Source organism: Paraburkholderia sp. EB58 (assembly GCF_050436665.1).
In the GTDB taxonomy this organism is placed as follows: Bacteria; Pseudomonadota; Gammaproteobacteria; order Burkholderiales; family Burkholderiaceae; genus Paraburkholderia.
The window spans coordinates 1-22128 of record NZ_JBNDMQ010000002.1 but is presented as its reverse complement, the minus strand read 5'-3'; the positions used below and the strand labels follow the sequence as shown (position 1 = coordinate 22128).

Genomic DNA, 22128 nt, shown 5'->3' with positions numbered 1-22128 from the left:
GGTGGGCGGCGAGCGCTCGGCTGACCGCGGGTTAGTTGATTTTCGGGGATTGTATAGTAAAACGGGTGAGAAAATCCTACGGAAGGCGCGAATTGACACGCGTAAATACCCGCATATATGGGCTTAATACGGTTTCATTGTGTTTAGTAAAATTCACTAAACATGCGCCCGGAGGAGGTGCGTTGGTGAGAGGGTGGGACTTTGGGGGGAATGTAGGAATACGAAATATATTCGGCGGGGTGAGTGCCCTCAAACGGCGGGGCAGGCCGGAGTCGCTCGTGTGTCGAGTCGATCCGCCGGGCTGGCCGCTTGACGCTTCAGTCGAATGCGCCGCGATGCGCCTCGGTATGCCCGCGCAACAGCGCGGCACTCTCATCTGCATCGATCAGCACAAAACCGGACGCGTCGTGCTTTGCCCGCCGCTTGGCAACCGCCGCTACCGACGCAATTTCCTCGCTGCTATACAGCGTCGGGCCACCGTCGGATTCGACGTGCACGCAGCCGATCGCCATCGTGACAAAGGCGAAGAAGGTCGGATTGCCACGCCGGTCTTCGCCGTGGATGCCGCCGGCCAGCCGGTCATCGGGCGCGTAGTAGCGTTGCGCCCCTTCGTTGAATATGTGGATCGCACGCATCACGCGGTCCTGCCAGTCGTCGCTCTGGAACAGGATCAGGAAGTCGTCGCCGCCCACATGGCCGAGGAAGTCGCGCGTCGGGTCGCATACGTCGGCCAGTACCGCCGCGGCGAACTTGAGTACCTCGTCGCCTTGCCAGTAGCCGTACTGATCGTTGAAGGGCTTGAAATGATTCAGGTCGACGTAGCAGGCGTAGAACCCGGCGTCATTGCCGAGCAGCCGGGAGATATGCGAACTGATCGGAATGTTGCCGGGCAGGAAGGTCAGCGGGTTCGCGTAACGCGCCGCCTCGATGCGGACTTCGGTGACTGCACGCACCAGTTTCTCGCCGGTGCCGAGGCCGGCATATTTGCCGTTGTCGGTAATCACGAAACCGTCGGCGAGATAGCGCTGGTCGTCGCTGGCGAGCAGCTTGGCCATCTGTTCGACGGTCATCGATTTTTCGATGATCACCGGCGACGCATTCGCAAACAGCAGGCAAGGCCGCTTGCCGAACAGCTCGCGGTGATACGGCAGCGCATAACGGTCCATGAAGCTGCGGCGGTTGATCAGCGCCACCGGCTCGTCGTTCTCGACCACCGCCACCGCGTGCAGGTCGGGCAAGCGGTTAAACAGGTCGAGCACGTCGTTGTTGGTGGCGTGACGTTGCAAAGCCGGTGCGTGCACCAGCATCTTCGCCGATGCCATGCCGCCCGACGGTGAAGCGCTGACCGAGCGGGTCGTTTCCGGAAACACCGCAATGTGACCGGCGCGGATCGCCTGGCGCGCGTCGTCGGCGACCATGCGCGCGGGTTGCGCGTGCGGACGGCCAAAGAAATAGCCTTGCCCGCAGCCAATCCCCATGTCGCGCACGACGATCAGGTCCGCTTCGTTTTCAATCCCTTCTGCAACGAGTTTCGCGCCGCTGGCATTGGCGAAGTGCTGCATCGCGCGCACGGCCTCGAACTTCAATGGATCGCTCGCGATGTCATGAATGAAGAAGCGGTCGATTTTCACGACGTCCGGTTGCAGCCGCACCCACAGGTTCATGCTGGCGTTCGCGGTGCCGTAGTCGTCGAGTGCGAATTGCGCGCCGGCGGTGCGCAGCATCGCGAGCACCGGCATGAAGTTGCCGACGTCCGGAATCGCGCTTTGCTCGGTCAGCTCGATCACGATTCGCTCAGGCTCGATGCCGGACTGCCGCAGCAGCGTGAGCGTGTCGTCACGGGCCTCGGCGAGTTGCCGCAGCGCGCCCGCGCTGAAGTTGAGGAACAGTTTGCCTTCGCACGCGAGGTTCGCGAACGCCTCGATGCAGGTGCGCGCCGCAGCCCGTTCCAGCGCGATGACGCAACCCTCGGCACCCGCCTGGGCGAACAGCGCGAACGGGGTCTCGAGCGGCGAGCCCGCCGGTCCTCGAATCAGCCCCTCATAACCGAGAATCGCCCCGTCGTCGAAATCCACGATGGGTTGGAAGACGGCGGACAAATCACGCCGGGCGATCAAATCCTCGACGCTGGGCGCGGCGAATCGAGGGGACGAGCGAAGGGGCATGGCAGTGGGCCAAAGGGGTGGACCGTCGACTTATCGGCAGCGCCGCCGATAAATTAAGTGAATCTTTAGTGACAACTTGCCCCTGCCGGGTGCGCTTGCGCCGCATCGCGGCACGAGCCGGTGCCGTTCTCCGAGCGCCGCCCGCCTGCCTCAAACATGGCGGCGCAGCAAGGTTGCCAGGTCCGCTGTGTGAACCCGGCACCGGGCCTATGCCATCAGGCCAGGGCGACGGCGCGCGCGTTTCGGCGTGAAATAACGAAAAAGCCGCTCGATGGCGGCTTTGTTCAAACAGGCTCAGGGAGGGCGCTTATGAATCTCTTGTTCGACTCGCGCAGCAGTGCTCTAGCGGCGCGCAACGGCCGCCGCGGGGCGTTCCTCTGCGGCGGCGCGGGTTTCGCCGCTGATGTCGCGTGCGCCCCAGCGCTGCGCGAGCGCGGCACACACCATCAACTGGATCTGGTGAAACAGCATCAGCGGCAGCACGACGGCCCCCACCGCGTGCGAGGCGAAGATCACCTTCGCCATGGGCACGCCGGCGGCGAGACTCTTCTTCGAGCCGCAGAAAATGATGGTGATCTGGTCCGCGCGATTAAAGCCCAGGCGCTTGCTGGCGAACATCGTGACGCTCAGCGCGAGCGCCAGCAACACGACATTGATTACCACCAGGCCGCCCAGCGCGCCAAGCGACGTATGACGCCACAGGCCTTCGTTGACGGCCTCGCTGAACGCGCCGTACACCACCAGCAGGATCGAGCCCTGGTCCACGAACTTCAGCACGCCGCGGTTGCGTTCAATCCATTTGCCGATCACCGGGCGCAACAATTGGCCCGCCACGAACGGCACGAGCAACTGCAGGACGATGTTCCAGACGGTATGCCATGCAGACGTGCCGCCGGCCGCCTGGTTCGTGACGACGAGACTGACGAGTGCCGGCGTGATGAAGATGCCGAGCAGGCTCGAAGCCGACGCGCTGCACACGGCGGCCGGCACATTGCCTTTGGCAATCGAAGTGAACGCGATGGACGACTGGACCGTCGATGGCAGCGTACAGAGGAAGAGGACGCCGGCGTAGAGCGCAGGCGTGACAAGGGGCGAAAGGAGCGGTTTGAGCGCGAGTCCGAGCAGCGGAAACAGCGCAAACGTGCTCAGCAGGACGACGAGATGCAGGCGCCAGTGCGTCGCGCCCGCTACGATCGCTTCGCGTGACAGCTTGGCGCCGTGCAGGAAAAACAGCAGGCCCACGGCAAAGTTCGTCAGCCAGTTAAAGCCGACGGCCGCCTGCCCGTGCACGGGCAGCAGGCTGGCGAGGACCACCGTGCTGACGAGGCACAACGTGAAGTTATCGGGGAGCAGTTTCGGGCGAGCCATTTCAGAATCTCAATACGGTAATGCGGAAATACCAAAGACGCGTGCGCGCTGGCACGGGCCACGTGCTGGAGGGGGAGCGACCATTAGTAATGGAAAGCGATTAAAAATGCAAATTCATTTGCGGAATTGATTGATGAGGATGGTGCATGTGAAGTGCTTTGGGCATGCCGCGCCGAATCGTTGCGCATACGCTCTCGGCATTGTGCAGCGAACTCCACGGTCCGCTTCTGCTGAGTCTTTTTTCCGTTTTTCGCATATCGCGAACTGGCCCCTGGATGGGGTCGTTCACGCCGTCTGATAAGGGAATTAAGAAGCCCTAACGGCGCCTCCACGCAAGGACTCTGTCGCCAAAAAACGTCGCAGTAACACGGTGTTACAAGGCAGTGTCAGGCCTAACACTTTTTGGCTCGACACCCCTCTGAGCGACCCATAAATTACTGTTCAAAGGCCAATGGGATGCACCCGCTGCGGAAAGACCAAAGCGGTTGTGCGAAATCCTGGAAAAAGTCTCGCCGCAGCTCGAACGGCAGGCTTCAGGCGGGTCTTCGGGCAGGTGAATCATGGTGGACGCAGGGTTGGTGAAAACGAGGCGTTGGGTGCTTGGCGCAGTCCTGACTGCGCTGTGTTCGCTCGCCTACGCGAGAATGCCGCAGGCACCGCATGGCGGCGGTGGGGGCGGCGGCTTCCACCCCGGCATCCAGCACGACGTCCGCAATGCACGCGCTGAACGTGGCAGACCTGAGGACCGCGGCGTCCGGGTTGCGCATGGGGCGGACGGCGCCCGTGGCGGTTACAACGTGCCGCAGCGGGTCGCCGGTGGCGCTGGCGGCTATCGTGGCGACAGCCGCGCTGACCCACGCAACGGCTTCCAGTACGCCGGCTCTATCACACCCGTGAGCGCCCAGACGCGTACGGTGCCGCGCCCGCCGGAGGACGAATCGATGGTACGTGCAGGCTCGATCCGCGCCGATGTCGCCCGCTATAACGAGGAGCGCGGTGCATCGCGCCCGGTGCCCCGGCCGCCGGACCAATACATGGAGCGCCCTCCCGGGCCATCCCCGTACCGCAACTAGCTTCTCTCCACTCGCATCGCGGTGAGGCTGTCACCCCTCGTGCTTACCGCTTACCCAGCCTAACTCAGCCCGCGCATTACCAAGGCCTGCGGTCCTCGCATATCCTTTCCTATTGCTTTCAATCTGTTAGCTAGCGCTCGAGCTGTCGAGTGTCGCGGTGCTCCTCCAGATAAGTGACGTATGCACGCCACACTTTTGTGACAGCACGACACGTCACGTCCATCTTACGCGTCAAATTTTGTGTCCTTGCCCGCGACCTGTCATCCGAGTCGCATCCAATCCGTTATCTGTCTTTGCGCTGCAGTCCTGGCGGGCCTCTCAGCCCATTGCCAGGGGAATTGCCCAACGATGCCGGCGGAAGCTCATCGTGCTTTAGCAGTCCGATAAACGACAAAACTAATCAGAGCGATATACCGGCAATAACAACTCATATTTTTGTCCACAAAAATGGTCCGCAAAGATGGTCCCGCCCAGATTAGCTCGGTGATCTAACGGACGACAAAGAAACCGTTGGCGCGAGCTCCCCCGCCGCACAGCCATACCCTTTTGACAAAGACAGGAGAACCCATGAATACAAACTACCGCCGTGCGCTCAAAACGACTCTCAAGGCCAGCGTGGTCGCCGGCCTTCTGGCGGGTGCATCGTCGGCGTTCGCACAATCGAGCGTGCAGCTGTATGGCCAGGTCGACGAATGGGTCGGCGCGCAGAAATTCCCGGACGGTAAAAGCGCAGCAGAGGTGTCCGGCGGCGGCATGTCTACGTCTTACTGGGGTATGAAGGGGGCGGAGGATCTGGGCGGCGGCTACAAGGCGATCTTCACGCTGGAAGGTTTCTTCCTGGCGCAGAACGGCCAGTACGGCCGCTTCACGGGCGACACGTTCTTTTCGCGTAACGCCTACGTAGGTATCGAATCGCCGTATGGCACGGTGACGGCCGGGCGCCTGACGACGCCGCTGTTCGTGTCGACCATCCTGTTCAATCCGTTCGTCGACTCGTACGAATTCTCGCCGATGGTGTGGCATACGTACCTCGGCCTCGGCACGTTCCCGACCTATACGACCGATCAGGGCGCGGTCGGCGATTCGGGCTGGAACAACGCGGTCGAGTATTCGTCGCCGAACTTCAACGGTTTGAGCGCCAACGTGATGTACGCGCTCGGCAATACGGCCGGGGATAACGGTGCGAAGAAGTGGAGCGCCCAGTTCCTGTACTTCCACGGCCCGTTCGCCGTGACCGGCGTGTATCAGTACGTGAACTTCAACGACAATCCGGGCGACCTCACCGGCCTCGCGCAGAGCGTCGGTCTGCCCAATATGAAGAGCCAGAGCATTGCGCAGTTCGGCGCGACGTACGACCTGAAGTTCATCAAGTTCTACGGTCAGTACATGTACACGTACAACGACCAGGTCATGGGCAGCTGGCATGTGAACACGGCACAGGGCGGCGTCACGGTGCCGGCGGGCCCCGGCACGATCATGGCCTCGTTCGCGTATTCGCGTGACGGCAGCGGTCTGGACCAGACGCGTCAGACGGCGGCGGTCGGTTACGACTATCCGCTGTCCAAGCGTACGGACGTCTATGCGGCGTACATGTACGACCACTACACCAGCCAGAGCTCGGGCAACACGTACGGCGTGGGTATCCGCACGAAGTTCTGATCAGCCGCTGCTGCAACGCATGCTGCTTTGCAAACCCCGCCTTCGAAAGAAGGCGGGGTTTGTCGTTTCTGGACCGAAGGTGAAAAGGCGCGATAAGACTTGTTTACTCACGCTGGTTTGATAAAGACGGCAAAATGGCATCGATTGATTCCTCTCGCGAGCGATTGCCATGGATACCCTCGTCAGCATGAAAGTGTTTCGCCACGTCGTCGAAGTGGGCAGTTTCGTCGGCGCGGCCGAGCGCATGGAGATGTCCGCGGCAATGGCGAGCAAGCACGTGATGCATCTGGAGCAGCAACTCGGCGCACGCCTCTTGAACCGGACCACCCGGCGGGTCGCACCAACCGAGGCGGGTCGTGAGTATTACGAGCGTCTGAGCCAGGTGCTGACCGAGCTCGACGAAGCGGAGCAGGCGGTTGGCGCCGCGAGCGTCGTGCCGCAGGGCAGGCTGCGCGTGTCGTCGCTGTCGGCGTTCGGCTTGAGCCGTGTGATGAGCGCGGTGGCCGATTACGCCGCGCAGTATCCGCAGGTCACGGTGGAAATGACGTTGTCCGACCGCGTAGTCGAACTGATCGACGAGGGTTTCGACGTCGCGATCCGCGCCTCGCCGTCGGGTCTGAAGTCATCGTCACTGATTGCGCGCCAAATCGCGACGGCGCATCTTGTGCTGTGCGCGTCGCCCGATTATTTGCGTCGCCACGGCACACCCACCAAACTCGCGGATCTGTCGCGCCACAACTATCTGCAGTACGCGGGCGTCGCCGCCCCGGAACTTGGACCGTCGAGTGCAGAAGGCGGGCCGCGTATGCGGCTTTCCGGCAATCTGATCGTCAATCACCTGGAAGCGCTACGGGTGATCGTGCTGCAAGGCGCCGGGATCGCGATGCTCGGGACGGAAGTGATCGGTGACGATCTCGCCGCGGGCCGGCTGGTGCCGCTGCTGGTCGAGCAGGTGCCGCCGCGCGAATTGCCGATCCATGTCGTGTATGCGAGCCGGCGCCATCTGTCGGCGAAGGTCCGCTCGTTCGTGGACTTTCTTGCCGAGCGTTTCGCTGACGAGGCGCTGTGGCCCTCGCTCGAGCAGATCAAGGCGCTGGCGGTGAGCTAGGCGGCCCGGCGCCGGTGTGAAGACTCAGCGAGCTCCCGCCGCGCAAATGAAATGGCAGCTTGGGGCGCCCGCCGAGCAACTCACGCCGCGGCGGCAAAGGCCCTGCACGTCATTGAATCAGCGGGCAATCCCGAGCCGCGTCTTCGCTTCGTTGTATTCGTTCTTCAGACGTTCGACCAGCTCGGCCACGCTCGGCACGTCGTCCATCAGGCCCACGCCCTGGCCGGCGCCCCAGATGTCCTTCCACGCCTTGGCCTTGTCGCTGCCGAAGTTCATCGCGGTTTTGTCCGATTGCGGCAGCGCGTCCGGGTCGAGTCCCGCGTTGGCGATGCTTTCGCGAATGTAGTTGCCGTGTACGCCCGTGAAGAGGTTTGTGTAGATGATGTCCGAGGCGCTCGAGTTGACGATCGCATGCTTGTAGCTTTCCACCGCGTGCGCCTCCTGGGTCGCGATAAAGCGCGTGCCCATATAGGCAAGGTCGGCGCCCATCGCCTGCGCAGCGAGGATCGAGCCGCCATTGGCAATCGCGCCGGACAACACGATCGGGCCGTCGAAAATCTTCCGTACTTCGCCGACCAGCGCGAACGGCGAGGTGGTGCCGGCATGGCCGCCGGCACCGGCCGCCACCAGAATCAGCCCGTCGACGCCCGCTTCCAGCGCCTTCTGCGCATGACGGATGTTGATCACATCATGCAGCACGATGCCGCCGTAGCTGTGCACCGCGTCGACGATCTCCTTGGCCGGCGCACGCAGGCTGGTAATGAAAATCGGCACCTTGTGTTCGACGCACACCCGCACGTCATGCTCGAGCCGCGTATTCGACTGATGAACGATCTGGTTGACGGCGATCGGCCCGATCACCGCGTCCGGATGGGCAGCCTTGTGCTCGGCGAGCGATGCCTGGATCTGCGTGAGCCATTCGTCGAGCAGCTCGGCCGGCCGCGCATTGAGGGCGGGGAACGAGCCGACAATACCGGCCTTGCACTGGGCCAGCACCAGGTCGGGATAGCTGACGATGAACATCGGCGAGGCAACAACGGGCAGCGCAAGCTGCTGCAGGACGGCGGGCAATGCCATGGTGCGAGTCTCCTGTAAAGCGGACCGGTGCGTCTCAAACGCCCGGCGTATGTGAGTGTAGCGGGGCAAACCGCGGCGCTAGGCCACGCTGGCCGTCCGCCGGTTTGTCCTTCAGGGTGATTTAAAAATTTAAGAACGGTCGTTCGATTATAGGCGAATGACGCTCAGCGTGCAGAACTTGAGCGGTTGGAAGGAGTGTTCGGTTTCTACGGTTACGTGGCCTAACCCACCCCGTATGGACACACGGCGCTTCTACAATGCTTTGACGAACAACGACAAGAGACTCGCTATGCCCTTCGAGGATTTCACGCCCTTTCGTGTCGCTGCGGGCGACGTCGACATTTTCGGGGTCAAGGGCGGGGCAGGACCGCCTCTCTTACTGCTGCACGGCCATCCGCAGACGCATCTGATCTGGCATCGGTGCGTGGCGCAGCTCGCGAAACATTTCACCATCATCGCTACTGACCTGCGCGGCTATGGCGCCTCGGCGAAGCCGGAGAGCGACGCGACCCACGCGGCCTATTCGAAACGTGCGATGGCGGCCGACCAGGTCGCCGTGATGCGCCACTTCGGCTACGAGCGCTTCCTGGTCTGCGCCCACGACCGCGGCGCACGGGTCGCGCACCGGATGGCGCTCGATCACCCGGATGCCGTCGAGCGTCTGATGCTGCTCGACATCGCGCCGACGCTCGCCATGTACGAAGCCACCGACCGCACCTTCGCCACGTTGTATTTCCACTGGTTCTTCCTGATCCAGCCGGAGCCGTTGCCGGAGACGCTGATCGGTGCGAATCCGGACGTCTACGTGGATCGCGTGATGGGTAGCCGTCACGCCGGACTGGCGCCGTTTGCACCTGAGGCGCTCGATGCCTATCGCAGCGCGTTGCGGCAACCGGGGGCGGTCCACGCGATGTGCGAGGATTACCGCGCGTCGGCGACGATCGATCTCGAACACGATCGCGCCGATATCGAATGCGGTCACAAGATCGGCTGTCCGTTGCGGGTGCTGTGGGGCGAGGAAGGAGTGATCCAGAAGTGTTTCGAGCCGCTTGACGAATGGCGCCGTGTTGCGCGCGACGTCAGCGGACGCGCGTTGCCATGCGGACACTACATTCCCGAGGAAGTGCCCGAGGACCTGGTCACCGAGATGCTGGCCTTCTTCGAGGCCGTCGAGCAGTGAAACCGGGGCTGCGCGCAGCGCGCGGCCCACTCAGCCAGCGTGGGCTGTAAGGCCCGAGCGCTTCAATGCAGAAGCCTCACCCCAGCGGCGGCAGCCTGCGCGCGACCGGCGTCGATTTGATGATGGCCGTGCTGGTTTCCGCGCGTTCCGTCACCTTGGAGAGGATTTCGTCGAGCTGCTCGATCGAATGCAGATAGAGGCGGCAGATGAAGCAGTCATCGCCCGTCACCTTGTCGCATTCCACAAACTCCGGGATCCGCCGGATCACGTCCTCCACCAGATGCAACTGTCCGGGCAACGGCTTCACGCGCACGATGGCCTGCAGCGTGTAGCCGAGCGCACGCGGATCAATCTGCACGGTGAAGCGCTCGATCACACCCTGCGTCTCGAGCCGGCGCAGACGCTCGGCCGTGCTTGGCGCAGACAAGCCGATGAGCCGCGCAAGATCGCTGACCGGTTGGCGTGCATCCTCGGCCAGAGCCGCCAGCAGCGCGCGGTCGGTGTCGTCGAGCGCAGCAGGTGGGCTGGCCGGTGTGAGGCGCTTTGCCATGATTGCCTTCGATTATTAGGTTAATCAAACCCCATGCCTAAGTTTAGCCATGTATTCGGCCATCGGGATTAAATACACTGCCTTCAATACGGTGATCAATCCTGGGGGACCGAAGATGGCTACCAACGAAGTTAGACGCGGTGCGGCCGAGATGAGCGTCGCGATGCTGATGTCGGGGACGATCGGCTGGCTGGTCGTATCGTCGCAGCAGAGCCCGTTCAATGTGGTGTTCTTCCGCTGCGTGTTCGGCGGCGCCACTTTACTGCTCGTCTGCGCCGCGCTTGGGCTGTTGCGGCGCCGACTGTTTTCCTGGCGCATGCTGGGGCTCGCAGCGCTCGGGGGCGCGGCGATCGTGATCAACTGGGTGTTGCTGTTCGCGGCGTATTCGCGTGCGTCGATTTCGATGGCCACCGCCGTCTACAACACGCAGCCGTTCATGCTGGTCGCGCTCGGCGCGCTGGTGTTCCACGAGCGCATCACGGCATCGACGGTGGCGTGGCTGCTGGTGGCGTTCGTCGGGCTGGTGTTCGTGGTGCGCGTCGAGCCAGCGGTGCTCGCGGTCCCGGGACAGTACCTCGAAGGGATCGCTTATGCAGTCGGCGCGGCGGCCATGTATGCGGTGTCGTCGATCATCACCAAGCATCTGAAAGGCACGCCGCCGCATCTGATCGCGCTGATTCAGGTGGGCCTCGGCGTGCTGATGCTCGCGCCGTTTGTGCGCCTTGATGCGTTGCCCACCACGGGCGCGCATTGGCTCGAACTCATCACGCTCGGCGTCGTCAATACCGGCATCATGTATGTGCTGCTTTACGGCGCCATCCAGAAGCTGCCCACCGCGATGACCGGCGCGTTGTCGTTCATCTACCCGGTGGTCGCGATCATTGTCGACCGGGTGGCTTTTGGGCAGAAGCTCGCCTGGGTGCAAGTGCTCGGGGCCGTGCTGATCCTGCTTGCCGCCGCGGGTGTGAACCTCGGCTGGCGCCTCGTGCCGCAGCGCCGCTATTCGTCTACGTGACGTCGGTGTGAATCGACCCCGTGGAAAGTGTCAAGATTTTGTAGGGAAATCACCGATGCGATCAAAAATCGCGCGCGGTTATCATTTCCGCAGACGATGATCACGTCGACCGAATTCCGCCGCTCGCCATTTATGGCGAGCGGCTTTCTTTTTTGCGGACGGCGATCCGTTGGGCGCAATTTACCGGGCCGCGATCCGGCCGCCGTCCACCCTCAACGGTCCGCCGTTCGCTGCAAGCTCTTCGATCAGCCCGCGCAACAGCGCCGGCCATTCGTCGCGCGGTTTGAGCATCGCCGCAGCGGCGCGCATGGCGCTGGCGTCGTCGAGCATGCGCAGCAGTGTGTCGAAGCCCATTGCGCGCACTTCGAGCAGCTTGAACACGATCAGCACTTTCAGCGCATTCTTTGCATTGCGGGCCGGATCGGCATGCAACCAGGCCACGCGCGAAAAGGCCCGCTCCAGCGCCAGCGAAACGTTCGTGAACGGCGCGCCGTGACCCGGGATGACAGTGCGGACGTCGAGCTTCGCAATCGTCTCCAGCACGGCCTGTTGTTCCGCGAAGCCGCTTTCGCCTTCGAGTTCCGGAAAGATCACGCCGAAGCCGTTTTCCCACAGCGCGTCCGCGCTGATCAGCACGCGTTCTTCCGCGCAATAGAGCATCAGCGAATGCGGGTCGTGGCCCGGTGCGCCGAGTACGTCCCAGTCGAGTGCGCCGAGCGTGAGACGCTCACCCGGTGCAAGCGTTTCGGTGAAGGTGAACCGCTCGCAGGTTTGGCCGGTGGCGCGAAAGGTCAGGCGTGCCTCGTCCCAGTCGCGCACCGCTGTGGCTTCTGACGCAGGAATCGCCGTGCGACAAGGCCATGCCGCCTGCAGCAGGGCATTGCCGCCGCAGTGGTCCGAGTGCAGGTGCGTGTTGACGATCAGATCGAGCGGCCGCTCGCCGAGCGCCGCCTGCAACAGTGCGAGGGTCTGCGGCGCGTGGGTCGCATAGCCCGTGTCGACGAGCGCAGCGCACGCGTCGTCGACCAGCAGCACATTGTTCGACGACAACCAGCCGCGTTGGAAGACCTGGATCGACTCGGGCAAGGTCATCATGGTTTGGACCTTGACGGGGACTCTCGAACGGACCCCTGAGCGGATTCCTGAACGGCCTCCTTAGCAGACTGTTGAGTGGAGCCCTGCACTGAGTCCTCCGCCGGCTTCGGCATTACGAGTATCGTCGAGGCGCCGAGCAGCACCGTTTCGCCGTGCTGGTTGACGACCGACCCGTCGAGCTGCGTCAGATCACCGTTCAGGCTCGGCTTCCACCACGCATCACGCACGCGCCACGTCATGGTCAGCGTGTCCTGCGCGTGGACCGCCTTCTTCAGCTTGATATCGAATTCGAGGCCGAGCGGCTGCGCGTACTGTGAATAATGCGTCGCCAGCAGCGCCATGAAATGCGCGGTGGGTTGCGTGCCCGAGGCGATCAGGCCGCCAAAGCGGCTTTGCTCCGCATAAGCGTCGTCGTGATGCAGCGGGTTCATATCGTTGACGAGCGTCGCGAACAATTTGACGGAGTCCGCGGAAAGCGTGAGCGTGCTGCTGAAGCTTTCCCCGATCGTCACGACTCGCGGCGCCGCCTTCATTTCGCTGTCTGCCGGTTTTGCGCCATCCACTGCGCGTGGCGGGCGTCGAGCGTATCCCAGACAGCCCGTTTTGTCGTATCGTCGTAGGTCGACCAGCCGCGAATTTCGTCGATGGTGCGCAGACATCCTTCACACCAGCCGCTCGCCTTGTCCATCCGGCACACGTTGATGCAGGGCGACGGCACTGGCGCGACCACGTCTTGTGGGGCGACGACAGTCACGCTCATACAGCTTCTCGCAGCGCGACGTCAACGACCGGCGCGCCGGTCAGCGCGACCAGTTCCTGCGGCGACAGATTGAAGACCGCATGCGGGTGGCCGGCCGCGGCCCACAGGCTGTCGAGCGCGAGAAGATCCGCGTCGATCAGCGTGACGGGCGGCGTGGCGTGACCGATCGGGCAAACGCCACCAATCGCGTAGCCGGTTTTCTCACGCACGAATTTGGCATCCGCACGCGCGATCTCGCCGACCTGCGCCGCGACCTTCTTTTCGTCGACGCGATTCGCGCCGCTCGCGACCACCAGCACCGGTGCGTCGTCGTCGCGCCGGCGAAACAGGATCGATTTGGCAATTTGCGCGACCTCGCAGCCGAGGCCTGCCGCTGCCTCAGCGGAAGTCTTGCCGGTCTCCGGCAGCATCACGACCTGCCCGGCGTGGCCGCGCTCGCGCAGCAACAATGCAACGCGCCGAGCCGAATCCGGCAATGTGCTGAGATCGTCGGAGGGTTGGGAAGGTTCGTTGTCCGTCATAAAGCGCTTTCCAGTGAATGGGGAGTTAGACGCACGAGTTTTGTTCGCTGCGTGCTTTGGCGAGCAGGGCCTTGCCCGCCCGCGAGACGTTCGGCTTGCCGATCGAACTCGAAATGAAATCGCCGATCGCGACGACCTGCGCGAGATCGATGCCGGTCTCGATGCCGAGGCCGTTCATCAGATACAGCACGTCTTCGGTCGCGACATTGCCGGTGGCGCCCTTCGCATACGGGCAGCCACCGAGCCCCGAGACCGACGCATGAAAAATCTCGATGCCTTCCAGTAGCGCGGCGTAGATGTTGGCGAGGGCTTGGCCGTAGGTGTCGTGGAAGTGTCCCGACAGCTGCTCACGCGGAAACACCTGGGTGACGGCGGCGAATACTTCGCGGGTGCGCTTCGGCGTACCCACGCCGATGGTGTCGGCGATATCGATCTCGTCGCAACCGAGCGCGGCAAAACGCTCGACCACGTCGACTACCGACGACACCGGCACCTCACCTTGATAAGGACAGCCGAGCGCACAGGAGACGCTGCCGCGAATTCGCAGGCCATGCCCCTTGGCTGCCTGCGTAACGGGTTCGAAGCGCGCGATGCTTTCAGCGATGCTGCAGTTGATGTTCTTCTGCGAGAACGCTTCGCTGGCGGCACCGAAGATCACGATCTCGTCGGCCCGCGCGGCGAGCGCGCCTTCGAAGCCGCGCAGATTCGGCGTCAGCACCGAGTAGATCGTGCCGGGGCGGCGTTCGATGCCGGCCATCACCTCAGCGCCGTCGGCCATCTGCGGCACCCACTTCGGCGAGACGAACGAAGCCGACTCGACATTGCGAAAGCCCGCGGCGGACAGGCGATTGATCAGTTCGATCTTGACGGCGGTCGGGACGAACTCTTTTTCGTTCTGCAGTCCATCGCGTGGACCGACTTCGACAATTTTGACGGCTTGGGGCAAGGCCATGATGTGTCTCCAGTGTCGACCGGAGTTCGCGCTTTAGCGCGTTACTCCGGTCCCATGCAATGAGCCCGCACGAGGCGGCGCTGTATCAGTAATTCAGTATCCGCGTTCAATATCGACCACGCCGCTCACAGTCTCACCGCGCATCAGCGCGGCGATTTTCTGTGCGACCTGGGCGACGCTTTCTTCGCGCAAGGTCTGCGCCGAGCTATGCGGGGTAATCGTGATGCGAGGTTCCTGCCAGAACAGATGGTCGACCGGCAACGGTTCTTCACGGAACACGTCGAGCGTGGCAGCGGCAATCTGGCCGTCGGCGAGTGCCTCGAGCAGATCTTGTTCGACCAGATGAGCGCCGCGGGCGACATTGATCAGATACGCCCCGCGCGCGAGCTTCGAGAACGTGCGGCGATTGAGCATGTCATGCGTATCCGGCGTGTGCGGCAGCAGGTTCACCAACACCTTGACGTCGCTGAGGAACGCATCGAATTGCGCCTCGCCGGCAAAGGTGGTCACGCCGTCGATCTGTCGTGCGCTGCGGCTATAGCCGCGCACCGGCATGCCGAACGGCACGAGCGAGCGTGCCACATGCGTGCCGAGCACACCGAGGCCCAGCACTCCGACCGTGAAGGTATCGCGCGGATGCGGGTCGAGCACCTTCCAGCGGCGTTGCGCTTGCAGCGTTTCGTATTCGTCGAGGCGGCGCAGGTAGCGCAGCACGGCGTGCGTTACGTATTCGGCCATCTGCGGCGCCATGCCGGTGTCTTCGAGACGCACAAGTTGTGCGGTGCGCGGCAGCGTGCCGGGATATTGGCGTTCGAGCGCGAGAACCGCATCGACGCCCGCACCGAGATTGAAGATGGCCCGCAGTCCGGCGCGCTCCGTGAGCATCTCGCGCGGCGGCCGCCAGACGATGGCGAAGTCGGCTGGGGCGGTGTCGCCCGGTTGCCACTCACGCAGATCGGCTTCGGGCAGCGCGCGGGAAAAATCGTGCAGCCAGGCGGCGGATTCGTTCTGAGGCGTGTAGAAGAGAATTTTCATGCGATCGGGGCGAGCTTTACTTGGCGAACAGCCGGCTAATGTCCTTGAAGGCCTTGAATTCGAGCGCGTTGCCGCACGGGTCGAGAAAGAACATCGTGGCCTGCTCGCCCACTTCGCCTTTGAAGCGGATATGCGGTTCGATGATGAACGCAGTACCGACCGCCTTCAGCTTGTCGGCCAATGCGTTCCAGTCGTCCATGGTCAGCACAACGCCGAAATGGCGCACGGGTACGTCGTCGCCGTCCACCGCATTGACGCCGGCCCGGCCGGTCTCATTGGGCGCAAGGTGCGCGACCAGCTGGTGGCCGAAGAAGTCGAAGTCGACCCATTCCGGCGAGCTGCGACCTTCGGAACAGCCAAGCAGTTCGCCATAGAAGGCGCGCGCGTTTTCCAGGCTGGTTACAGGGAATGCCAGATGAAACGGCTGCAGCGCGCGTGGCTGGACAGACGACGCTTGCGACATGGGGGCCTCCTCCATTCTACGAATAGGCTTCATTCTACTTTTTCGAGCGCAATCGCGCGCAGTTTGGCACGGACGTGCGGTTGGGCGGCATAGAGCGGCGGGTCGGGCGCCCAATAAGCAAATCAGAAAAAGTTGGTTCGCGCCCGCCAACCTGCGTTCCACAATAGGTTCCCGGATTCCGGCAGCGAGGACAATCATGCTTTCATGCAGTAAATCGACATGGCCGCCGCGGCTCGTGACCGTGCCTGGCCTGCACGGTAGCGAAGGCGCGCATTGGCAGACGTGGCTTGAACGGCAGTTTGCACGCCCGTTGCGCGTCGAGCAGGCTGATTGGGACGCCCCGGATCTGGCGGGCTGGGCGCGCTCGGTGCGCGAGCTGCTGACGCGCGAGCGCGGGCCGTTTGTGCTGGCGGCGCACAGCTTCGGCTGTCTCGCGGCGGCGCATGCGTTGCAGCAGGCGTCGTATGTTGGCGACGTGGTGGGCGCGCTGTTTGTGGCGCCGGCCAGCCCGGCAAAATTTACTTTCGCGGGGCCATTCGAAGCGCGTCGTCTCGGCGTGCCGTCGATCCTGATCGGCAGCGAGACCGATCCTTGGATGCCGCTGGGTGGTTCGCGCGAGTTGGCGCAGCGCTTTGGCAGCGCGTTCGTGAATCTCGGCGATGCGGGGCATATCAATACCGCGGCAGGGTATGGGCCCTGGCCGCGGGCCAAGTACTTCATCGATACGCTGGTGCATTGCGCCGCGCCGCTGCGGTTCCGTGAGGAGGAGTCGCTGGAGCTGGTGAGTCACGCGGTGGTGTGAGGCGATAATGTAAAGCGATCACGCGCACGTGCAGGAACGATGAAAAATGGCCGCCTCATTCGAGGCGGCCATTTTGCTATCTAGTGCTTAATAACCCCTGCGAATTCCGTGCGCTTAATTAGCTGCCGCATGTCCATCGCAGCCGTGCTCACAACCGCTCTTCTCGAGCGGCATCTGCTGCGCAGCTTCGGCGCGGATGCCCAGACGTTCGAGCAGCTTACGGTCCGCTTCGGCTTGCGGGTTGCTGGTGGTCAGCAACTGGTCGCCGTAGAAAATCGAATTCGCACCGGCGAGGAAGCACATCGCCTGCAGCGCTTCGTTCATCTGCTCGCGGCCGGCTGACAGACGCACCATGGCACGCGGCATCGTGATACGGGCGATGGCGATCGTACGCACGAATTCGAACGGATCGAGCGCCTCCGTGCCGGTGAGCGGCGTGCCTTCGACCTGCACCAGATTGTTGATCGGCACCGATTCCGGATACGGGTCCATGTTCGCGAGCTGCGCGATCAGGCCCGCGCGTTCGCGGCGCGATTCGCCGAGACCCACAATGCCGCCGCAGCATACGTTGATGCCTGCGTCGCGCACACGCTCCAGCGTATCGAGGCGGTCCTGATAGGTGCGGGTCGAAATGATCTGACCGTAAAACTCCGGCGACGTATCGAGGTTATGGTTGTAGTAATCGAGGCCGGCTTCGCGCAACCCTTGCGCCTGGTGCGTCTCCAGCATGCCGAGCGTCACGCAGGTTTCGAGGCCCATCGCTTTCACGCCGCGGATCATGTCCTTGATCGGTTCAAGATGACGATCCTTCGGATTGCGCCATGCCGCGCCCATGCAAAAACGCGTCGCGCCGTTGTCTTTCGCGACCTTGGCGGCGGCGAGCACTTCGTCGACCGGCATCAGCTTGTCGGCCTTCAGACCCGTGTCGTGATGCACCGACTGCGGGCAGTACGCGCAGTCTTCCTCGCAGCCGCCGGTCTTGATGGACAGCAGCGTCGAGAGTTGCACGGTGTTGGCGTCGAAGTGTTCGCGATGCACCTGCTGCGCGCGGAACATCAGGTCGTTGAACGGCAGTTCGTACAGCGCGACCACGTCGGCGACTCGCCAGCGCGCAGCGCCAGGAGCGGCTGCGTTAGCTGCGTTGGCCGTAGCGATGGTCGAGTCCGTTTGCGGGCGATCAAGGTGAAGCTGGGTCATATCGTCAATCCTCATGAATGGAGATGAAGTGAGTCAGAGCTGCGCAGCGCGCAGCGTCTGCAATAGCTGGTTGATGTCGAGGCAATCTGCCGCTGCATCCGCTGAGACGGGATCCAAGCGCGGCACGATGCCGAGCAGCGGCACGTCGTATTGACGCTTGAGGCGGTCGCGAATGGCGGCGATGTTTTCATCCGCGAAGCTCATGTCCGGATCGACGCGGTTCGCGACCCAGCCCGCCAGATGCAGGCCGCGGGCAGCGATGGCCTCAGCGGTCAGTAACGCATGGCTGATGCAACCGAGCCGCATGCCGACCACGAGCACAACGGGCAGGTTCAGGGCGAGCGCGAGATCCGCGGTGTCATGCGTATCGGTCAGCGGCACCCGAAAACCGCCGACGCCTTCGACGACGACGATGTCGGCAAGCTTGAGCGCCTGCGCATGGCAATCGACGATGTGGCCGATATCAAGCCTGACGTTTTCCAGAGCCGCAACGATATGCGGCGCGGCGGGCGCCTTCAGCAGATACGGTGTGCGAAGCGTAGGCGGCAGCAGTACGCTGGACGCAGCGTCGAGCTGGTCCGCGTCTTCGTTATGCCACACGCCATCCACTTCGAACGCGCCGGCGGCGATCGGCTTCATGCCGGCGGCGCGCAGTCCTGCGCGCGCGAAGCCGCGCAGCAGCGCTGCCGACACCAGCGTCTTGCCAATTTCCGTGTCGGTGCCGGTGACAAAGAGCGAGAGTGGTGTACTCATACCGCGCCCTCGCTGACCTGCTGCAAACCCGCTTCGAGGTAGTCGAGATCCGCTTGCGAATGCGCTGCCGACAACGAGATGCGCAGTCGCGATGTGCCTGCGGGGACGGTCGGCGGACGGATCGCGGGAACCCATAGGCCGGCACGATCGAGCGTGGCCGCAATGGCGAGCGTTGCGTCGTTCGCGCCGATGATGAGCGGCTGGACGGCAGTGTGCGAATCGACCGGCAACCACGGCGTGGCCTTGAGCATCGCGCGGGTGCGTTCGATCAGCTGCTGCAGATGGGCGCGCCGCGCATCGCCTTCGTCGCCGCCAATGATGCGCAGGCTTGCCGACACGGCATGCGCCGCAGCGGGTACCGACGCCGTGGTGAAGATATACGGACGGGCGCGCTGCACGAGCCACTCGATCACGGTCTCATGGGCCACGACGAATGCGCCGGACACACCGGCTGCCTTGCCGAGCGTGCCGATCGAAATCAGATGCGGCGAGCGCAGCGCTTCGTGGGCGACGGCGCCACGGCCTTGCGGGCCGAGCACACCAAAGCCGTGGGCATCGTCGAGGATGAGCCATGCGCCATGCCGCTCTGCGAGTTCGAGCAGACGCGGCAGGGGGGCGACATCGCCATCCATGCTGAACACCGTATCGGAGACGATCAGCTTCACGGTCGCATCCGATGCTTCGAGCATGGCGCTCAGGGCTTCGGTGTCGGCGTGCGGATAGACCTGCACGTCGGCACGCGAGAGCCGCGCACCGTCGATCAGCGAGGCGTGATTCAGCGCATCCGAGAACAGCGTGGTGCCGCGGCCGGCGAGCGCGGTGAGCGTCGCGAGGTTCGCCATGTAGCCAGTGCTGAAGTACAGGGCGCGCGGGGCATCGACGAAGCCGCCGACAAAGCCGGCGAGATCGTCTTCAAGTTGCGCATGCGCGCGCGAATGGCCGCCCAGCAGGTGCGAGCCGCCGCTGCCCGCGCCATAGCGCCGTGCGCCTTCGGCGAGCGCGGCGACCAGAAGCGGATGTGCAGCGAGACCGAGGTAGTCGTTACTGGCGAAGCCGATCATGTTACGGCCATCGACCGTCATGTGCGCGGCGCAAGGTGTATCGGCGGTGCGACGACGACGGCGCAGACCCTGCGCGTCGAGATCCGCGAGACCTTGTTCGAGGGTGTCGAGCAACGGCATCATGCGGCCTCCGCGAGTGTGGCTTCGAAGGTCTCACGGGTGTGGGCCGCGAGCAGGGCCAGCTCCGCATCGTCGAGGATATACGGCGGCATCAGGTACACCGTCGTCGAAATGGGGCGCAGCAGCAATTCGCGCTGCAAAGCGTTTTCGAAGAAACGGCGTGAGAATGTCTTCGCCTGTTGCGCATCGGCGATCACGGCATCGAACGCGAAGATCGTGCCGCACTGACGCAGATTGCGCACTTGGGGATGCTCGGCGAGCGGTGCGAGCGCCGCCCGCAGCGTGGTGGATTTTTTCGCGTTGACGGCGAGCACGTTGTCGCTCGCGAACAGATCGAGCGTGGCGAGAGCGGCACGGCAAGCGAGCGGGTTGCCGGTGTACGAGTGCGAGTGCAGGAAACCGCGTGTGGTGTCGTCGTCGTAGAACGCGGCAAAGATTTCATCGCGCGACAGCACGATGGAAAGCGGCAGATAGCCACCACTGATTCCTTTTGACAGGCACAGGAAGTCGGGCCAAATACCGGCTTGTTCGCAGGCCAAGAAAGTACCGGTGCGCCCGCAGCCGACGGCGATTTCATCGGCGATCAGATGCACACCGTACTGATCGCACAACGCACGCAGCCCCGCGATATACGACGGATCGTGCATGGCCATGCCGGCCGCACATTGCACGAGCGGTTCGACGATGAGCGCGGCGATTTTGGCGCTGCGGGCTTCGAACAGGGCGCGTACGGCATCGAGCGCACGGCGCGCAACATCCGCCGCGTTTTCGCCTGGTTCTGCCAGTCGGGCATCGGGCGACGCAACGACATGTGCGTGGCGGATCAACGGATCGTAAGCATCTTTGAACAGGGCGACATCGGTGACGCCGAGCGCGCCGATGGTTTCGCCATGGTAACTGTTAGCGATGCAGACGAATTCCTGCTTGTCGCTGTAGCCGCGATTGCGCCACGAATGGAAGCTCATCTTGAGCGCGATTTCGACGGCAGACGCGCCATCGGAGGCGAAGAATGCGTGGCCGAGCGTGTGCTGCGTGAGGGCGGCGAGGCGCTCGGCGAGTTCGACGGCGGGTTCGTGCGTGCAGCCGGCGAGCATGGCGTGCTCAAGCGTATCGAGCTGGTCTTTCAGGGCGGCGTTGATGCGCGGATTGGCGTGGCCGAACAGATTGACCCACCAGGAGCTGATCGCATCGAGGTAGCGATGACCGGCGCGGTCATAGAGCCAAGGGCCTGCGCCACGCGCGATCGGGATGAGCGGCAGACGCTCGTGGTGTTTCATCTGGGTGCAGGGATGCCATACGGCACGCAGGCTGCGGGCGACCCAGTCGTCGGTTCCTTCGGTTTCTTCGGTTGCTCGTGTGTCCAAAACTGCTACTCCGGTACTGTGCTGCGCGGGTTTTCTTTCGCGATGCGGTGTGCCAATTTTTTACTTTGTGGGGTGGTTTTTTGCTGCGCGTGCGGTGGGGTTTTGGTCCCCCCGCGGGGCGTAATGCGAGGCAGGCTGGCTGCGGCGGGGTTGAGATTAGCGCGTTCTTTCCGTTGATGCACTACCCCTCAAATTGCTGTTTTTTCTCGGTCCCTTACGGGGTTCGGGGGTGTTCTCGGCAGGTGAGGTTTGTTCCGGACAGAAGGGGTGAAATGGGCGGAGTTGGCGACGGCAAAGTCATGGGGGGTATTGGGGAAAAATCTAGGGGGGCGGGGGTTTTTTTGCCTGCGGCGCTTTGGGTTTGGTTGTTTGCCTGCGGTGTTGGGCTTGTTTTCTTGTTGGTCTGGTCGGGTTTTGTTTTTGGCTGTCTGCTTACGGTGTTAGCCTTTCCTTGCATTCTTAGTGGTCTATTAGCTTTGCCCCTGTGCGGGGCGGCACTCACTTTCTTTGCCGGCCCTCCATGTCAGGCTAGTTGTCGCGTCACCCGAACCGATTAGTGTAAAGATGGAGGGCGGGCAGCGAATGGAAGATGAGACGCTATTCAGCAGAAACGCGGGAATGGGTAGTCAAACAGATGACGCCGCCGTTCAATCGTGCGGTCATCGAGCTGGCGGGGGCGACGGGTATCACGACGGTGACGCTACGCGCCTGGCGGCACAACGCAAGACAGACTGAGGGATTCATGCCGGGCAATGGCAAAACGAGCGAGCGGTGGTCGAGTGCCGACAAGTTCAGGGTCGTGCTGGAGAC

At 63.1% G+C, this 22128-nt stretch carries 22 protein-coding genes; 7 read left to right on the top strand and 15 right to left on the bottom strand.

Annotation, left to right across the window (positions count from 1 at the left end; all coding sequences use genetic code 11):
• Positions 1-317: 317 nt before the first annotated feature.
• Both P3T40_RS02720 and P3T40_RS02715 read right to left on the bottom strand, forming a co-directional pair.
• Positions 318-2165 carry an EAL domain-containing protein gene (locus P3T40_RS02720; protein ID WP_429266150.1) on the bottom strand — a complete coding sequence of 616 codons (1848 nt, stop codon included), beginning with the start codon at positions 2163-2165 and terminating at the stop codon, positions 318-320.
• A 342-nt stretch (positions 2166-2507) separates the two neighbouring features.
• The gene (locus P3T40_RS02715) at positions 2508-3533 is read right to left on the bottom strand and encodes a bile acid:sodium symporter family protein (RefSeq protein ID WP_429266149.1); all 1026 of its coding nucleotides are present in this window, start codon (positions 3531-3533) and stop codon (positions 2508-2510) included.
• Between the two features lie 578 nt (positions 3534-4111).
• Here P3T40_RS02715 and P3T40_RS02710 point away from each other — a divergent pair.
• The 3 genes from P3T40_RS02710 to P3T40_RS02700 all read left to right on the top strand — a co-directional run bounded on the left by P3T40_RS02710 (position 4112) and on the right by P3T40_RS02700 (position 7373).
• The gene (locus P3T40_RS02710; protein ID WP_429266148.1) at positions 4112-4606 is read left to right on the top strand and encodes a hypothetical protein; all 495 of its coding nucleotides are present in this window, start codon (positions 4112-4114) and stop codon (positions 4604-4606) included.
• Between the two features lie 567 nt (positions 4607-5173).
• Positions 5174-6265 (top strand): porin, encoded by a 1092-nt coding sequence (locus P3T40_RS02705; protein WP_429266147.1) that lies wholly within the window; start codon positions 5174-5176, stop codon positions 6263-6265.
• 169 nt (positions 6266-6434) lie between these two features.
• On the top strand, positions 6435-7373 hold the full coding sequence (locus tag P3T40_RS02700; RefSeq protein WP_429266146.1) for a LysR family transcriptional regulator: 939 nt from the start codon (positions 6435-6437) through the stop codon (positions 7371-7373).
• Between the two features lie 117 nt (positions 7374-7490).
• Here the strand turns inward: P3T40_RS02700 and P3T40_RS02695 are convergent, their stop codons facing one another.
• A complete protein-coding gene (locus P3T40_RS02695) occupies positions 7491-8450 on the bottom strand; it encodes an NAD(P)H-dependent flavin oxidoreductase (RefSeq protein WP_429266145.1) in 960 nt (319 codons plus the stop codon).
• A gap of 289 nt (positions 8451-8739) precedes the next feature.
• On the opposite strand from P3T40_RS02695, the gene P3T40_RS02690 reads away from it, so the two are divergent.
• Positions 8740-9630, top strand: coding sequence for an alpha/beta fold hydrolase (locus tag P3T40_RS02690; protein WP_429266144.1), 891 nt, complete (start codon positions 8740-8742; stop codon positions 9628-9630).
• 76 nt (positions 9631-9706) lie between these two features.
• Here P3T40_RS02690 and P3T40_RS02685 read toward each other — a convergent pair whose 3' ends face one another.
• On the bottom strand, positions 9707-10180 hold the full coding sequence (locus P3T40_RS02685) for an Lrp/AsnC family transcriptional regulator (protein ID WP_429266143.1): 474 nt from the start codon (positions 10178-10180) through the stop codon (positions 9707-9709).
• Between the two features lie 115 nt (positions 10181-10295).
• On the opposite strand from P3T40_RS02685, the gene P3T40_RS02680 reads away from it, so the two are divergent.
• A complete protein-coding gene (locus P3T40_RS02680; protein ID WP_429266142.1) occupies positions 10296-11195 on the top strand; it encodes a DMT family transporter in 900 nt (299 codons plus the stop codon).
• Between the two features lie 180 nt (positions 11196-11375).
• On the opposite strand, the gene P3T40_RS02675 is transcribed toward P3T40_RS02680, so the two are convergent.
• From P3T40_RS02675 to P3T40_RS02645, 7 genes are all read right to left on the bottom strand, one after another.
• A complete protein-coding gene (locus P3T40_RS02675) occupies positions 11376-12290 on the bottom strand; it encodes an MBL fold metallo-hydrolase (RefSeq protein ID WP_429266141.1) in 915 nt (304 codons plus the stop codon).
• Complete coding sequence (locus P3T40_RS02670) at positions 12287-12823, bottom strand: MaoC family dehydratase (RefSeq protein WP_429266140.1); 537 nt, start codon at positions 12821-12823, stop codon at positions 12287-12289. Before P3T40_RS02670 ends, P3T40_RS02675 begins: the two co-directional genes overlap by 4 nt.
• Positions 12820-13050: a DUF1289 domain-containing protein gene (locus P3T40_RS02665; RefSeq protein WP_429266139.1), complete on the bottom strand. Its 231-nt coding sequence runs from the start codon at positions 13048-13050 to the stop codon at positions 12820-12822. The genes P3T40_RS02670 and P3T40_RS02665 overlap by 4 nt, the downstream gene beginning before the upstream one ends.
• Entirely contained in the window at positions 13047-13571 is a 525-nt protein-coding gene (locus tag P3T40_RS02660) for a YbaK/EbsC family protein (protein ID WP_429266138.1), read from the bottom strand. The genes P3T40_RS02665 and P3T40_RS02660 overlap by 4 nt, the downstream gene beginning before the upstream one ends.
• 25 nt (positions 13572-13596) lie before the next feature.
• Positions 13597-14523, bottom strand: coding sequence for a hydroxymethylglutaryl-CoA lyase (locus P3T40_RS02655; protein ID WP_429266137.1), 927 nt, complete (start codon positions 14521-14523; stop codon positions 13597-13599).
• A gap of 93 nt (positions 14524-14616) precedes the next feature.
• Positions 14617-15558, bottom strand: a complete 942-nt coding sequence (locus tag P3T40_RS02650; protein ID WP_429266136.1) for a 2-hydroxyacid dehydrogenase — start codon at positions 15556-15558, stop codon at positions 14617-14619.
• Positions 15559-15574: 16 nt separating this feature from the next.
• Positions 15575-16021 carry a VOC family protein gene (locus P3T40_RS02645; RefSeq protein ID WP_429266135.1) on the bottom strand — a complete coding sequence of 149 codons (447 nt, stop codon included), beginning with the start codon at positions 16019-16021 and terminating at the stop codon, positions 15575-15577.
• 196 nt (positions 16022-16217) lie between these two features.
• Between P3T40_RS02645 and P3T40_RS02640 the strand changes: the two genes are divergently transcribed.
• On the top strand, positions 16218-16823 hold the full coding sequence (locus P3T40_RS02640) for an RBBP9/YdeN family alpha/beta hydrolase (RefSeq protein WP_429266134.1): 606 nt from the start codon (positions 16218-16220) through the stop codon (positions 16821-16823).
• A gap of 114 nt (positions 16824-16937) precedes the next feature.
• Here P3T40_RS02640 and bioB read toward each other — a convergent pair whose 3' ends face one another.
• The 4 genes from bioB to bioA are packed head-to-tail and all read right to left on the bottom strand — an operon-like array spanning position 16938 to position 21318.
• Positions 16938-18020, bottom strand: coding sequence for a biotin synthase BioB (gene bioB / locus P3T40_RS02635; protein WP_429266133.1), 1083 nt, complete (start codon positions 18018-18020; stop codon positions 16938-16940).
• 33 nt (positions 18021-18053) lie between these two features.
• Positions 18054-18773, bottom strand: a complete 720-nt coding sequence (bioD, locus tag P3T40_RS02630; RefSeq protein ID WP_429266132.1) for a dethiobiotin synthase — start codon at positions 18771-18773, stop codon at positions 18054-18056.
• Complete coding sequence (bioF, locus tag P3T40_RS02625; protein ID WP_429266591.1) at positions 18770-19954, bottom strand: 8-amino-7-oxononanoate synthase; 1185 nt, start codon at positions 19952-19954, stop codon at positions 18770-18772. The genes bioD and bioF overlap by 4 nt, the downstream gene beginning before the upstream one ends.
• On the bottom strand, positions 19954-21318 hold the full coding sequence (gene bioA / locus P3T40_RS02620) for an adenosylmethionine--8-amino-7-oxononanoate transaminase (RefSeq protein ID WP_429266131.1): 1365 nt from the start codon (positions 21316-21318) through the stop codon (positions 19954-19956). The genes bioF and bioA overlap by 1 nt, the downstream gene beginning before the upstream one ends.
• Before the next feature lie 589 nt (positions 21319-21907).
• Here bioA and P3T40_RS02615 point away from each other — a divergent pair.
• Positions 21908-22128, top strand: a 221-nt coding sequence (locus P3T40_RS02615) for a transposase (protein ID WP_429266130.1), incomplete at its 3' end; no start/stop codon positions are given.

Bases quoted from the DNA above. Each gene is read 5' to 3' on its own strand.
- P3T40_RS02720 (WP_429266150.1), bottom strand. From the start codon at position 2,165: ATGCCCCTTCGCTCGTCCCCTCGATTCGCCGCGCCCAGCGTCGAGGAT.
- P3T40_RS02665 (WP_429266139.1), bottom strand. From the start codon at position 13,050: ATGAGCGTGACTGTCGTCGCCCCACAAGACGTGGTCGCGCCAGTGCCG.
- P3T40_RS02675 (WP_429266141.1), bottom strand. From the start codon at position 12,290: ATGATGACCTTGCCCGAGTCGATCCAGGTCTTCCAACGCGGCTGGTTG.
- bioD (WP_429266132.1), bottom strand. From the start codon at position 18,773: ATGAGTACACCACTCTCGCTCTTTGTCACCGGCACCGACACGGAAATT.
- P3T40_RS02685 (WP_429266143.1), bottom strand. From the start codon at position 10,180: ATGGCAAAGCGCCTCACACCGGCCAGCCCACCTGCTGCGCTCGACGAC.
- P3T40_RS02645 (WP_429266135.1), bottom strand. From the start codon at position 16,021: ATGTCGCAAGCGTCGTCTGTCCAGCCACGCGCGCTGCAGCCGTTTCAT.
- P3T40_RS02700 (WP_429266146.1), top strand. From the start codon at position 6,435: ATGGATACCCTCGTCAGCATGAAAGTGTTTCGCCACGTCGTCGAAGTG.
- P3T40_RS02670 (WP_429266140.1), bottom strand. From the start codon at position 12,823: ATGAAGGCGGCGCCGCGAGTCGTGACGATCGGGGAAAGCTTCAGCAGC.
- bioB (WP_429266133.1), bottom strand. From the start codon at position 18,020: ATGACCCAGCTTCACCTTGATCGCCCGCAAACGGACTCGACCATCGCT.
- P3T40_RS02715 (WP_429266149.1), bottom strand. From the start codon at position 3,533: ATGGCTCGCCCGAAACTGCTCCCCGATAACTTCACGTTGTGCCTCGTC.
- P3T40_RS02705 (WP_429266147.1), top strand. From the start codon at position 5,174: ATGAATACAAACTACCGCCGTGCGCTCAAAACGACTCTCAAGGCCAGC.
- P3T40_RS02690 (WP_429266144.1), top strand. From the start codon at position 8,740: ATGCCCTTCGAGGATTTCACGCCCTTTCGTGTCGCTGCGGGCGACGTC.
- bioF (WP_429266591.1), bottom strand. From the start codon at position 19,954: ATGCCGTTGCTCGACACCCTCGAACAAGGTCTCGCGGATCTCGACGCG.
- P3T40_RS02680 (WP_429266142.1), top strand. From the start codon at position 10,296: ATGGCTACCAACGAAGTTAGACGCGGTGCGGCCGAGATGAGCGTCGCG.
- P3T40_RS02650 (WP_429266136.1), bottom strand. From the start codon at position 15,558: ATGAAAATTCTCTTCTACACGCCTCAGAACGAATCCGCCGCCTGGCTG.
- P3T40_RS02640 (WP_429266134.1), top strand. From the start codon at position 16,218: ATGCTTTCATGCAGTAAATCGACATGGCCGCCGCGGCTCGTGACCGTG.
- P3T40_RS02660 (WP_429266138.1), bottom strand. From the start codon at position 13,571: ATGACGGACAACGAACCTTCCCAACCCTCCGACGATCTCAGCACATTG.
- P3T40_RS02695 (WP_429266145.1), bottom strand. From the start codon at position 8,450: ATGGCATTGCCCGCCGTCCTGCAGCAGCTTGCGCTGCCCGTTGTTGCC.
- P3T40_RS02655 (WP_429266137.1), bottom strand. From the start codon at position 14,523: ATGGCCTTGCCCCAAGCCGTCAAAATTGTCGAAGTCGGTCCACGCGAT.